We start from the raw sequence: 14,002 nt of genomic DNA, 5'->3' as shown, positions 1-14,002 counted from the left end.
GGCTCGGCTGGGCCAGCGACGGCGCCCGCGCCGGCACGACCGGCATCGGCTACCGCGTCGAGGCGCTCCAGGTCCGCATCCTCGCGAAGGGCTCGGCGGCACCGGGCCCCACGGAGGGCGCGTACAGGGATCGACCCTTGCATCCGAATTCGGTTGTCCTCAACGTTCCTTGTACAATTCAGAATCCTGAGCTTCCGACTGGTTGCGAGTCCGTTGCATTGACTAATGCGCTCAACTATTACGGATTTGGGCTGGGCAAAACCGTTATTGCAGATGCGTATATGCCTAAGAGCAACTGGGACTTTGTGACGGCGTTTTGGGGTAATCCGCATAGTGCTTCGAACGGAAACTGCATATCCGCTCCCGGCTTGACCAACACGGCTAATTCTTTTTTGATTAGTCGTGGAAGCAGTTTGCGGGCGTATGACGTCACGGGCACTGGTTTCTATGATCTTTATTCCTATTTGGAAGCCGGGCATCCCGTTATTATCTGGTCAACGATTGGTATGCAAAACTTGGGAAGTTGCTATGCGACCCAGGCCTATGGCGGAAGGGTCTATCGAACCTATACCAATTCCCATACCGGTGTTCTTAGGGGCTTTAATCGTTCCCTGGGTACCGTTTACATTGCTGATTCACTCGCTGGCTATGTCTCTAACTCCGCCCAACGCATCGCTTCGTTATACTCGCAACGAGGAGCCCAAGCGGTTGTCCTTAAGTAGGTTCGTCTATAGATGAAGGAAGGTGGAATCGTGAGACGTCTCTTTGATATGTCCGTTTCCATTCTCATGGCTGCCGTGTTGCTCATGAGCCAATCGTGGACCGTGACTGCTGCATATGCTGATTATTCAGTTAACGGATCTACTAACTCAACTAACTTGAATTCTTAGGACTCGAACGCTATTGATGATGGTTCAGACTCTGAGGGGCATGAGTTGAATGCGTCCCCTGTTGTTAACGAGTCTCAAGACACGCAACAGGGTTCATCCGAAGGTAGAAGCGAGGTCGTTGCTGACGATTCTGTCGTAAGCAATCAGCTGACCGTCAAAAACGTAAGTGTTTCTGCCCATGTGCAGAATATCGGCTGGATGGATCCGGTTACTTCGGGTAAGGTTGCCGGAACGACGGGTAGGGGCCTTAATCTCGAGGCACTCAAAATCTCACTCGAAGTGGATGGAACAGCCTCTCAAGAGCAGCTTGCAAACGCCATATCCGTCGAGGCCCACGTCTCGAACGTCGGCTGGCAGCCCGCCGTCGGCAACGGCGGCACCGCCGGCACGACCGGCCAGTCCCGCGCCGTCGAGGCCCTGAGGGTCAGGCTGTCCGGCGAGCTGTCCGCCCGCTACACCGTCTGGTACCGCGTCCACTCCGCGGAGTTCGGCTGGCTGGGCTGGGCGTGCGACGGCGCCGACGCCGGATCGGCTGGCTACGGCCGCGCCGTCCAGGCCGTCCAGGTCGCGGTCCTGCCCAAGGGCGACCCCGCCCCGGGCGACACTACCTGTCCTTTTAAGAACCGTAGCGATGATCCCGCTTCGATTTCCGTTCGCTCGCATACATCGAATATTGGCTGGATGTCTCCCGTAGGCGGCGGATCTGTTGCGGGGACAACTGGTAGGGGCCTTTCCATGGAAGCTCTTGAAGCCCAGCTTGACTGGTATGGTCACTCGGGTTCTATTGAGCTTCGTGGCCATGTCTCGAATGTTGGCTGGCAGCAGTGGTCTAAAGGGCTCTGCGGTACGACTGGAAAGTCTCAGCGCCTTGAGGCCGTCCAGATTCGCTTGACCGGCGAGGCTGCCGATAAATATGACATTTGGTACTGTGCTCATGTCTCGGGTATAGGATGGCTCGATTGGGCCTGCAATGGTGCTGCCGCTGGTTCTGCCGGTAAGGGCAGGGCTATCGAAGCGGTCAAAGTGGTTCTCGTGGAGAAAGGTGGAGCGGCGCCCGGCTCTACGACCAAGGTTTTTATTGGGGATCTAGATGCTGTTACGGTTTCCGGATTGGCCGTTTCCGGGGAGAGCCTTGGCTCCTCTTCTGGTCAAAAGGCCACAATCGGAGGCAAGGGCGCTAAACTGCTGAACTCTATTGCCCTGAGCGTTGCCGGTCAAACTGATAGCGGGTCTATTTCTTATTCCGTTATGGATGGGTATTCAGGCTGGGGCGCTTCGTCAACGGATGGCGGTGCTGCCAAAGCGGTATCAGGAGCTCCTGTTAAGGCGATTAAGTTGTTGCTGAGCGGCCAGCTCGCTACTAATTACGACATTTGGTATCGAGTATGCGATTCCGGTAATGGTTGGACAGACTGGACGTCAAATGGTCAGGCATGTGGCGTTTCTGGTGGTTCTTCTGGTTTGTGCGGCATTGAAATTACACTCGTAAGTAAGGGTCAGCCTTCGCCTGGCTCCACTGCCAATGCGTTTATCGAAACGTCTGGAATCGGTCTTGTATCTCAGGCGCACGTTGCTTCTGCGGGCTGGTTGACTCCCGTTGGCAATGGTGAGATTGCGGGCCAGACGGGCAGGTCTCGTTCTCTGCAGGCATTGTATGTCGCAACGCAAGGCATTGATGCCTCAGTTGAAGTGTCGGCACATGTTGCGAATATCGGTTGGCAGCCATACGTCTCGGGTGCTTCCTATGCTGGCACTGTTGGCAAGGGTCTCGCAATTCAGGCGGTCAAATTAAGACTTACCGGCAAAGACGCTTCAAAATACGATATTTACTACCGTATCCATGCGGCGGATTATGGCTGGCTTGGCTGGGCTAAAAATGACGCTGTAGCCGGCACCGTCGGGCTGTCTAAGCAAGCCGAGGCAATTCAAATTAAGTTGATTGCCAAGGGTTCGTCCGACGCTCCCATTCAAGACCATGCTGCGTTGATCCAGCTTCCCGAGCTATCTGCAAAGGCGAATTGCTCCGGTCTTGGCTGGCAAGCGCCTGTCGGCAATGGCGGTGTTGCCGGAACAGTTGGACAGAACCGTGCGATGGAGGCCATGCAGCTTTCGCTTTCCGAAATCTCCATGAACGGTGGCATTTCGTATTCCGCCCACGTATCCAATATCGGCTGGCAATCTGCTGTCTCAGATGGGGCCACAGCGGGAACCGTTGGACAGGGACAACAAATCCAAGCCGTGAAGATTAACTTGACTGGCGACGTTTCGAATTACTTTGATGTCTGGTATCGCGTCCATGTGTCAAATTACGGATGGCTTGGCTGGACTAAAAATGGATCACCGGCGGGCACCACGAAGCTTGGCATTCCTGTTCAGGCTTTACAGGTAAAGATTGTCCCCAAGGGCGCTTCTGCACCAGGCTCTACGTCTGATTCGTATTTTGAGACCTATCGTTATATGGGGTATCAGACTCCGGGATCTTATCCAAAGGTTAGTTGCAATAGCGTACAGCTTCCTTCGTATTGCACCGGTTATTTCACGTATGTCTCGCCTTCTCGAATTCCTTATAACGCTTCAAGACAGGATTGCATCAATGCGTTCGTCCAGCGTGCTCGGGAATATATTGGGACGCGTTATATTGAGCCTTGGTCTTCTTGGCCGGGGGATGCGGTTGATTGCTCGGGCTTGGTACTGCAATGTCTGTATGCGACAGGCATGGATATGGGTTGGTATAACCCCTATAACCATCGTTGGCTGCCCGAGCAAACCTACAACTCCATGAACTGGTATCGCAACAACACGTTTATGCCGGTTAGCACCTCTGCTTTGCAGAGGGGAGATGTGGTCTACTACCAGGGCCATATTGGAATCTATATCGGAAACGGTCGAATTATCGATTCGTGGCCGGGGATCGGTGTGACCGAGCGTTCGGTCAATGCTCCAGGTCGGGTAATCGGTGCCGCTAGGCCTTTCGCATAGAGTCTGTTGAGGCGCTCCGTTGCAGGAGCGCCTCTTTTTGACTGCATGCTGACTGGTGCTTTTCTAAGCTTTAAATGTCTGTATGGAAGTGCGATAATATAGCAACCATTCGTGTCTTTACATGTGACCAATGTCTCGGGGGATATACATGAAACGTCTCAAAGCGTCTGCTGCTTTGGCTTGTACGCTATTAATGGGCTGGTCTCAAATCATCCAGCCTTACAGTGCGTATGCGCTGTCGGTCCAGGCCGCCGCTGCTTCGCAGTCGGTCTCGCAAACATCGAACGAGTGCGAATCTCAAGGTACAAGTTCTCAGGGAACGCAGGACGATGCTTCGGATTCTCAGGGTGTAACCGAATGGTATGGTGACGACGCAAATGCTGCTCGTCCTGATGGGGAAACAGATTCTGATTCGGGCGAGCAACTTAGCATTGGCGTCGAAGAGTCTGGTGTTGACGAGTCAAACGGTGAGGTCCCAGCCGATGATTCCACTGAGATGAATTCTTGCGAAACGGACTCTTTGGAACCGAACTCTTGGCGTTTCGAAAACGGCGTGCTTATCGATTCTGACAATGGCGGCATCGATGCGCAGTCTTTAACTGACGATCCTTTGCCCAATGGTGCTATTGCGCGCGGTATTGACGTCAGTAATTACCAGGGGACCGTTGATTGGGATATGGTTAAGGCCGCAGGGATTGATTTTGCCATCCTCAGGGTTGGGCCTGTTTATGGAAAGCCTGACGATTCCTTTGAAAGGAACGCTGCTGAATGTGAGCGCCTCAGTATTCCTTATGGCGTCTACTACTACTCCTATGCTCGATCTGTTGCGGATGCAAATAAAGAAGCCGATCGAACGCTTGCTTGGCTCGGTGGCCATCATCCGTCGCTTCCCGTTTATTACGATCTTGAGGATAACTATATCTTGCAGGATCCGAATTTCAGCAAAGATAAGCTCGCTCAGATTGCGCAGGCTTTTTGCAACCGTATGGAGGCCGTTGGCTTTAAGTCGGGTATCTATGCGAACCTTAACTGGCTCAACAACTACTTGGATAGTCCGTCTCTGAGCGGTTATGACCATTGGGTCGCTCAATATAATTGGCGTTGCGATTATGCTGGCAGCTACAGTTTCTGGCAGTATTCAAACAGCGGCAATGTCCCGGGCGTTAACGGACGTTGTGACATGAACTACTGCTTCAACGGTTCTCTTCTGAACGTAGATGACAGCAAGATGCATATTCAGTATGAGGCGCATGTCTCGAATATTGGCTGGATGAGCAGTAAGCGCGACGGATCTACGGCTGGCACAACGGGGCAATCTAAATCAGTGGAGGATCTTAAAGTCAGCATCTTGAATCCCGTTGAAGATGGCTCTGTGCAAATTAACGCCAATGTAAGTGGCATCGGCTGGCAGGGCTGGGACACCCCCTCGGCCTCCGAGGGCGGAACCACCGGCCAGGGACGCGCCGTCGAGGCCGTGCGCCTGAGGCTCACGGGCTCCCTCGCGAAGGGCTACGACGTCTACTACCGCGTCCACGCCTCCAACATCGGCTGGATGGCCTGGGCCAAGGACGGCGAGGAGGCCGGCACCACGGGCTTCGGCAGGAGCGTCGAGGCCGTCCAGATCAGGCTCGTCAAGAAGGGCGACGCCGCCCCCTCTTCCGACGGCGCCAACGTCGACTACGCCTTCAAGAAGAAGCCCATGTCCCTGACCTATCGGGCCCACGTCTCCAACGTGGGCTGGCAGGGCGCCGTCTCGGACGGCGCGACCGCCGGCACCACCGGCCGCGGCCTCGCCCTCGAGGACCTCAAGCTCTCGCTCGACAGCTCCGACTACTCGGACGGCTCTTCCGTCCAGATCGACGCCCACGTCTCTGGCATCGGCTGGCAGGGCTGGGACACCCCCTCGGCCTCCGAGGGCGGAACCACCGGCCAGGGACGCGCCGTCGAGGCCGTGCGCCTGAGGCTCACGGGCTCCCTCGCGAAGGGCTACGACGTCTACTACCGCGTCCACGCCTCCAACATCGGCTGGATGGCCTGGGCCAAGGACGGCGAGGAGGCCGGCACCACGGGCTTCGGCAGGAGCGTCGAGGCCGTCCAGATCAGGCTCGTCAGGAGGGGCGACGCCGCCCCCTCGTCCGACGGCGCCAACGTCGACTACGCCTTCAAGAAGAAGCCCATGTCCCTGACCTACCGCGCCCACGTCTCCAACGTGGGCTGGCAGGGCGCCGTCTCGGACGGCGCGACCGCCGGCACCACCGGCCGCGGCCTCGCCCTCGAGGACCTCAAGCTCTCGCTCGACAGCTCCGACTACTCGGACGGCTCTTCCGTGCAGATCGACGCTCACGTCTCGGGCATCGGCTGGCAGGGCTGGGACACCCCCTCGGCCTCCGAGGGCGGAACCACCGGCCAGGGCCGCGCCGTCGAGGCCGTGCGCCTGAGGCTCACGGGCTCCCTCGCGAAGGGCTACGACGTCTACTACCGCGTCCACGCCTCCAACATCGGCTGGATGGCCTGGGCCAAGGACGGCGAGGAGGCCGGCACCACCGGTATGTCGTGTTCCCTCGAAGCTATTCAGATTAAGCTCATTAAGAAGGGCGCCTCCCATCCTGATACATCGGGGTATTCCCATCTTGAATTACCTACGGTGACGTATTCCTCTCAGGTGAAAGGTGCTTGGCAAAATTCTGTCCCCGCTGGAGAGGTGTCCGGTACAACCGGTCAGGGAATTCCCATCACCGGGTTTTCAGCTAAAACTACTTCATCTGTTGCCGGTGGGATTAATTATCAACTGCATCTTTCGAATGTGGGCTGGACGTCTGGTAAGTCAAACGGAGCGCAGCTTTCGTCTACCGCTGAATCCAATTCGGTTGAGGCTATTAAAATTTCACTTTCTGGTGACTTGGCAACCTATTTTGATGTTTGGTACAGGGTCCATGTCGATAACGTCGGCTGGCTTGGTTGGACTAAAAATGGCTCCGTTGCCGGTAGTACTGGCTATGGGGCCCATGTCCAAGCTATCCAAGTTCGACTTACGAGGAAGGGCGCCAATGCCCCCGGGAGCACCGTTTCGCCGTGTTTGCTTGGGGAACCAACCGCGTTTGCAAATCCCATGCAGAAGAAAATTGTAGATCTTGCCCGACAGGTGCCGTCTCCTGGCCCTGGTTTGTGCTCTGAGTGGATTGCAGACATTTATGAGCGTGCCGGATTTAGGAATGTCCATACAGATGCCTGCGATTACTACTGGGATTACTGTAAATATACCGATTATTCTCATTTGAAAGTCGGAATGGTCATTGCCGTTCCTTCGCATACGCATACACGCATGGGCAGCATTTACGGTCACGTTTGTCTCTACATTGGTAATAACCAGGTTATGGATAATGTCGGTCGGATCAGGACGCTCGATATGGCGTACTGGTTGAATTATTATTCCACCTCATATAAGCCAAAATGGGGTTGGTATGACAACGTGCCGCTTGCATAGTTGATCGAAGGTCATGTCTTCACACAGGTTCTGGCAGATACTCTGATTAAAACGAACGGATCGTTTTGCAACGGTCCGTTCGTTTCTATTTGAGTGCCATTCGCGTTTTCGGTATTTAAGCAATTGCCGAAACGATAAATAATGATGCTAAAGATGGTCGATTGATGGGGGAGTCGAATGAAAAAGACGCAACGACTGCTAGCAACGGCAATGACGCCATTACTGATCCTTCTGTGTCTTCTGACGCCCCTTTCCGTCTGGGCTGATTCTTTACCTGTGCAACCGGAATCCACTGATTATATCGATAGTTCTGCCAGCAGCTTGGATGACGAGAGCTTTGTCTTAAATGACGAACAGCAGGGGGTTGAAGTCGAGCAGCCGACTGTGTCAGACAACGATTCTCCCTCATCCGTTTCTAGCGAGCCTGCCTCCAATGCAACTGATTCGGCGAAACCCGAAAATGATGCATCCACTGTGTTTGGCTCTGTTTCATACCAGACTCATGTACAGGATATTGGCTGGCAAGCTCCCGTTTCAAATGGAATGACGGCGGGCACTACAGGCCGTGCTAAGCGCGTCGAAGCCCTCAAGATTAATTTGCTTTCACAGGATGGCACCCCGCTGGGGAATGATAGCATTTCGGTCCAATCTCACATTTCCGGGATCGGCTGGGAGTCTCAGCCGGTGGGTAACGGGCAGACATCTGGAACAGTTGGACAGTCGCGAGCAATCGAGGCGATCAAGCTATCTTTGTCGGGCGGTCTTTCTGATTCGTATGACATTTGGTATCGCGTTCATTCTGCAAATGTTGGTTGGCTTGGCTGGGCCTCAAATGGTGAGCCTGCTGGAACGCAGGGCTATGCTTGTCAGATCGAAGCTATTCAGATTAAGGTGCTTCCAAAAAATGCTCAAGATGCGCCAACGCGAGGCGATGCCTTTAGGGATCATTCTCAGGAACCGCCTACCGTTTCCTATCGATCTCATGTCTCTAATGTTGGATGGATGGGCGCTGTCGCGGACGGAAAGACATCGGGGGTTATTGACTCAAGAAATGCAATTGAGACGCTGTCGCTCAGCGTTAATTGGTATGGCCGCGGAGGCTCCATTTCCTCTCGCGCACATGTGTCTGGTGTCGGTTGGCAAAGCTGGTCTTCAGGTGCTGTTGGCACGACCGGGCAGTCTCGGTCCATTGAGGCCGTTCAGTTTAAGCTGAACGGCGAGATATCTGCAACTTATGGCATTTGGTACCGTGTGTATGCTTCCAAATTGGGCGGATGGCTGGGCTGGACGTCTAACGGGTCTCCTGCGGGCTCGGTGGGGAAGGGTGCCGCCATTCAGGGTGTTCAGATTTTATTGGTCGAAAAAAGCGGCTCTGCTCCCGGCGATACGTTGAACCATTTCATTGGAGCTACGGATGTTCTAAGCGGGAGCTCGCTTGGTCTTAACGGTAAAAGCCTGGGCTCCGTACAAGGCAAATCAATCTTATTGGGCTCCGAGAACGGCTCTGAACCTTTAACCTCGCTCTCCATTTCGTTTGATAATCAAGAGATTTTAGGCTCAATTGACTATTCCGGCTTTTTTGAATTTGGCGGATGGAGCGGTGCTGTTTCTGACGGTGCTGCGCTTAACTCTAAAAACGATGGGCGTGTTCTAAGGGCGGTGAGATTGGCTCTTACTGGAGATTTGTCTAATGCCTATGACGTTTGGTATCGCTGCTTTGACTCCAAAAAAGGATGGCTTGGTTGGGCATGCAATGGCGCGGATGCAGGGGCAACGATATCGGGTTCATTCCTTAAGGCTGTCGAAGTAAGGATTGTCAGTAAAGGCGGCGGCGCTCCCGGAATAACGGACGGAGCATTTGTTTCCGATACTTCCGCCGATAGCGCTCACGTTGTATATCAGGCTCATTCGGCTAACCGTGGGTGGTCTCCTTCTGTATTTGATGGGCAGGTAACCGGCACGACGGGACAATCGCTTTCTCTTCAAGCTTTGAATGTGTCGTTGTCCGGTGTGGATGACGATTCTCAAATTGAGGCAAGAGCACATGTTGCCAATATTGGTTGGCAGGAATGGCGATCTTCCGGTTATATTGGGACCGTTGGACAAGGATTGGCCATTCAGGCTCTTGAGCTGCGCTTAAATGGTTCCCTCGCGAATCAGTATGACATTTACTATCGAGTTCATTCGGCGGGCTATGGTTGGTTGGGTTGGGCAAAAAACGGCGATGACGCTGGAACTACCGGGCTTAATATCCAGATAGAAGCTGTCCAAATTGAACTTGTTGCGAAAGGCGGGGATCCAGGCGCGTCGTCTGCGCCCGCGTTTATCACGGCACCAGTTCTAACAGTCCAGGCGCATGTCGCCACACTTGGTTGGATGAATCCTGTTGGCAACAGCGGCATTGTGGGCACGACTGGCAGATCACTTGCGATTGAGGCACTGAAGCTAAATGTCTCCAGTAGCGTATCGGGCGGTATTGAGTACTCCGCTCATGTGCAGGATGTGGGTTGGCAAGGCTGGGCTTCCAATGGGAATGTCGCTGGCACGGTAGGCCGCGCAAAGCGTATCGAGGCTCTTAAGATTAGGCTGACCGGTGACTTATCGAACTACTTTGATGTCTGGTATCGTGCATATTGCCAAGACTTTGGGTGGCTCGATTGGACCTCAAATGGGCAGCCTGCGGGCACGTCGAGGATAGGCTGCAGAGTCGAGTCAGTACAAGTGAAGATTGTGCCTAAGGGTGCTGGAGCTCCCGGTTCAACTGGGCGTCCGTATACCGATCAGCCTTTGCTGCCTGCCGACATGATGGCCATGCTTAATCGGGCTAATAGATATTCGAGCAATACAAACTGGCTCATTATGGTTGACAGGCAAGCATGCCGCCTTGGAGTTTTTCGTGGACAGCGCGGGTCGTGGAGTTATGCTCAATACTGGACTTGCTCTGCCGGCGCCCCTAGTACTCCAACGCCTACGGGTGAGTATACCGTCACCGGCAAGGGCTACTCGTTTGGACATGGGTATACTTGCTACTACTATACGCAGTTTTACGGGGACTACCTGTTCCATTCAATACCGTATTACCAGGGAACTTTTAATCCCATGGACAGCCGGATGGGAATGCATATTTCACAAGGCTGCGTGCGTTTGCCCATCGATCGCGCTAAATGGATTTGGGATAACGTGCCTCTTGCTACCAAGGTGGTAATCTACTAGTTATTCCTGTAAACGCCGAGAGTTTGTTAGGGGGCCCTTTCCTGTTGCCGTTGACTTGGCAACGGAAAGGGCCCTTGCCTTTGGATGGGGCTTCTATTTCTTCGTTCACCTAATTGGTGGCCTTAATGAAGCTAACTCCTGATAGTATGGTTATTGACGGCTGTCTATCTAGGAGGCGATTCTCTTGAAAAGGCAATTTAGAGCATTTGTTGTTCTGATTTCCTGCTTCATGTCGATGCTGCTTTTGAGCCCTTTGGCTTGTTGGGCGGATCAAAATATTGGTGCCAACGAATATGAATCCGTTCCAGAGACACAATCCGTCTCCTCGGATCAAACTGCTGCTGCAGCCGATGAAACGGCGCCTTCGATTGATGTTGCCGTGGAGCCCAAAGAGGCGGCCCCGGACGTCAGCTATAAATCTCACATTTCAGGCATTGGCTGGGAGTCGACGTTTACATCGAATGGTTCGACCTCTGGCACAACGGGCCAGTCTCGTAGGCTTGAGGCGCTCAGGGTTACTCTCCCTAATTCAGAAGACCTTGGTATCGAATACCGCTCTCATGTTCAAAATGAAGGCTGGCAGGATTGGGTTTCTAATGGAGCCGTCTCCGGCACAACGGGAAAGGGCCTTCAGATTGAAGCCGTCGAGCTCAAGCTGACGGGTGAAAGAGCAACTTCTTATGACCTGTATTATCGCGTTCATGCTTCTAATTTCGGTTGGCTTGGATGGGCCTCAAATGGGTCGACTGCGGGAACCACCGGTTGGTCTTATGCCGTTGAAGCAATACAGATCGTCATTGTAAAGAAGGGCGAAGCGGCGCCCGGCGATACTGCTGGAGCCTATGTCCCGTATGTCTTTAATTGCTCTCTTTCTCAGGTTGGGGAGACGACTAAAGTAACCCTGAATATTCCGCAGGCCGAGGATATAAAACGACTCGGTATTGCCGATTCGGTAAAGGTGTCTGGCTTCATGTCGTATGGAGGGAAGGTTACCCGATCTGTTTCCAGCACGATTGCATTCGGAGACCTGGGCTCTAGCTCCAGTGAAATTGACTTTAGCGATTATGGTCCGTTTGACGTTACGTTGCAGTATTTGAAGAACGGAAACATCGTTCATGAGGACCATCAGTCAATTGGCATTTCTGCGAGCGAGTACAACCTTGCCCCTTTGAGTGCTTCTTTCCCCGTTGTTCTCTATTCGCTATCTTTCTGGGATATCAGTACCTCTTCTGCTGGAACGACCATTCCGTCGATCGTAATGCTCGATCGTCCAGGTGCCTATAACTGGAACTCGCTTCCATCCGGGATGTATGGTCTTCCGTATCTGACTCATGAGGAAAATGCTTCTAGTTCGAGCTATCAGGCGTTCGCGGATTATGTCGCTGCTCTCTATAAAATCAACCCCAAGGCAAAGTTCAATCTGTATATCAATGACATCACCTGTTCGTTGATTCATAGGATGATTTACGCCAATAAGATTCCCACTGGCCAATACTCCATTCGGCTGTTGTCGGATGGATCTGCCACGTATGTTTTTACCAACGAGGCTTTCGATGTTAAGGATCCAGATTCTAAGCAAGCGGAGCTGATTGCTTTATGGAACGCTGCCAAGAATAAGGAATACGAAACCGGTGAAGTCTCAATGTCGTATAGCGATTATCACGATCACTGGGATTCTATGTATGCCGTGCTGAGTATTGAGCCCGGCACTCAGTGGTGGATGACTCGAACGAATCTGTTTACGAGCGGTGACGATAATGCCTTTGCGAATAAGATCGCATCCGATCCTAACGTTAAGAAGATGAACGTTTCGAGCATGCTTACGAGCCTGCAGAATAGGGGAGAGTACACGGTCCAAGCGTTTAAGGCTCTGTACAACTTTAACGATGGTTATTTTGATGCGGCTACTCAGCAGGGCAAAAAGGTAATGATGCTGCTTGGAACGTATGTTACTTACGAGCAGAATTTTGACGACTATGCCAACTTGACCGAGGTTATCTATGGCGATGACTATTTGTATTATTACAAGGGGCATCCAAACACGCCGACGGGCATGTATCCCCAAAAGCAGGAACAGCTTGACCGTCTGAGCATTACCGATGTCGATTCTTCCGTTGCTGCAGAGCTGATTCTCTTCTTTAATCCGGAGATCGGTCTGTCTGGATATGGGTCTAGTACGTATAACTCGGCCAGCGCCGATGCTGCTGGTGGACTTTGGAATTCAACGAAGGCCGAGGCCTTGAAGCCGGGTGCCGTTATCGATTATTCGATTATGGATTGGTTTGCTTCTCCGGTTACCGAAGACACGGATGCTGCAATCAGATCCCTTTGCAAGCAGGGTGACTCTTGCTATCTCGTAGAATTTTCGGATTCCATCCTTGCTTCGGCAAATTACGACTTTGCTATTTATTCGCACAATAGCGGCGCTCTGACTTATTTCAAGAAGGACGAGTCGGGCTACGACGTCGTCAAGGTGTCACGAGGCTCGCTTGATGTTTTGGCAACTTCGCATGTTTCGAATGACGGTTGGCAGTCGGCTTCCAAGGGCGGAAATGTTTCTGGCACCGTTGGTCAGTCCAAAGCTGTCGAGGCTATAACTCTCAATCTGCAGAATGCTCCCTACGATGGCAGCTTGGAGTACAGGACGCATGTTTCCGATTACGGTTGGCAAGACTATGTGAAAGAGGGAGAAGTCTCCGGTACTACTGGTCAGAGCAAGTCTGTCCAGGCTATCCAAATTCGACTTACTGGTGAGATGGCCAATCGTTATGACGTTTACTATCGCGCTCATGTTCAGAACAAGGGCTGGCTTGGCTGGGCCTGCAATGATCAAGTTGCCGGAACGACTGGGTTTGGCTTGAGGCTCGAGGCATACCAGGTCGTTTTGGTTGAAAAGGGTTCGCCTGCACCAGGGGATACGAGTCAGCCCTCTATTCAGAAAACTTTTTCAATAAAGGCTCATGTTTCAAATCTTGGTTGGCAGGAACCTGTTTATGAGGGCATGACGGCGGGCACAACTGGTCGAAATCTTGCTGTTGAGGCGTTGGCTATTAGCGAGCCCGAACTCGGGTATTCCGGTAACATCGAATATCGAGCTCATGTTCAGAATATCGGCTGGCAAAAGTGGGTCAAGAACGGCAAGCTGGCCGGCACCACGGGTAAGTCTCTTTCTATTGAAGCTGTAGAAATTAAGCTTACGGGTGATCTCGCCAAGCATTATGACGTTGTCTATAGGGCGCATGTGCAGGGTAAGGGTTGGCTCGATTGGGTTAAATCGGGCGAGTGCGCAGGTACAACTGGAGAGGCCCTACATATGGAAGCGATTGAGGTTAAGTTGGTTGATAAATAGTAAGTGATGCAAGTCTATCATCTATCCGCTATTGCAGTAATTCAGTGGTTTAGTCCAACTGTATTAGTTTAATCTTGAAGTAGTTTA

At 52.8% G+C, this 14,002-nt stretch carries 5 protein-coding genes; all 5 read left to right on the top strand.

Going from position 1 to position 14,002, the window contains the following annotated elements; all coding sequences use genetic code 11:
* A partial coding sequence (locus AAAX35_RS09365) for a C39 family peptidase (RefSeq protein WP_349117435.1) occupies positions 1-722 on the top strand: 722 nt, incomplete at its 5' end.
* A gap of 213 nt (positions 723-935) precedes the next feature.
* The gene (locus AAAX35_RS09360) at positions 936-3,869 is read left to right on the top strand and encodes an NlpC/P60 family protein (RefSeq protein ID WP_349117434.1); all 2,934 of its coding nucleotides are present in this window, start codon (positions 936-938) and stop codon (positions 3,867-3,869) included.
* A gap of 520 nt (positions 3,870-4,389) precedes the next feature.
* Positions 4,390-7,353, top strand: coding sequence for a GH25 family lysozyme (locus AAAX35_RS09355; protein ID WP_349117433.1), 2,964 nt, complete (start codon positions 4,390-4,392; stop codon positions 7,351-7,353).
* A gap of 177 nt (positions 7,354-7,530) precedes the next feature.
* Positions 7,531-10,566, top strand: coding sequence for a L,D-transpeptidase family protein (locus tag AAAX35_RS09350; protein WP_349117432.1), 3,036 nt, complete (start codon positions 7,531-7,533; stop codon positions 10,564-10,566).
* A 184-nt stretch (positions 10,567-10,750) separates the two neighbouring features.
* Positions 10,751-13,915 (top strand): hypothetical protein, encoded by a 3,165-nt coding sequence (locus AAAX35_RS09345; protein WP_349117431.1) that lies wholly within the window; start codon positions 10,751-10,753, stop codon positions 13,913-13,915.
* Positions 13,916-14,002 lie beyond the last annotated feature (87 nt).

It is taken from the genome of Collinsella sp. CLA-ER-H11, assembly GCF_040092445.1.
Lineage (GTDB): Bacteria > Actinomycetota > Coriobacteriia > Coriobacteriales > Coriobacteriaceae > Collinsella.
This window is presented reverse-complemented; position numbering and strand designations above follow the sequence as displayed.

What these genes read in the sequence shown, in the direction of transcription:
- AAAX35_RS09350 (WP_349117432.1), top strand. Translation starts at nt 7,531, where the DNA reads ATGAAAAAGACGCAACGACTGCTAGCAACGGCAATGACGCCATTACTG.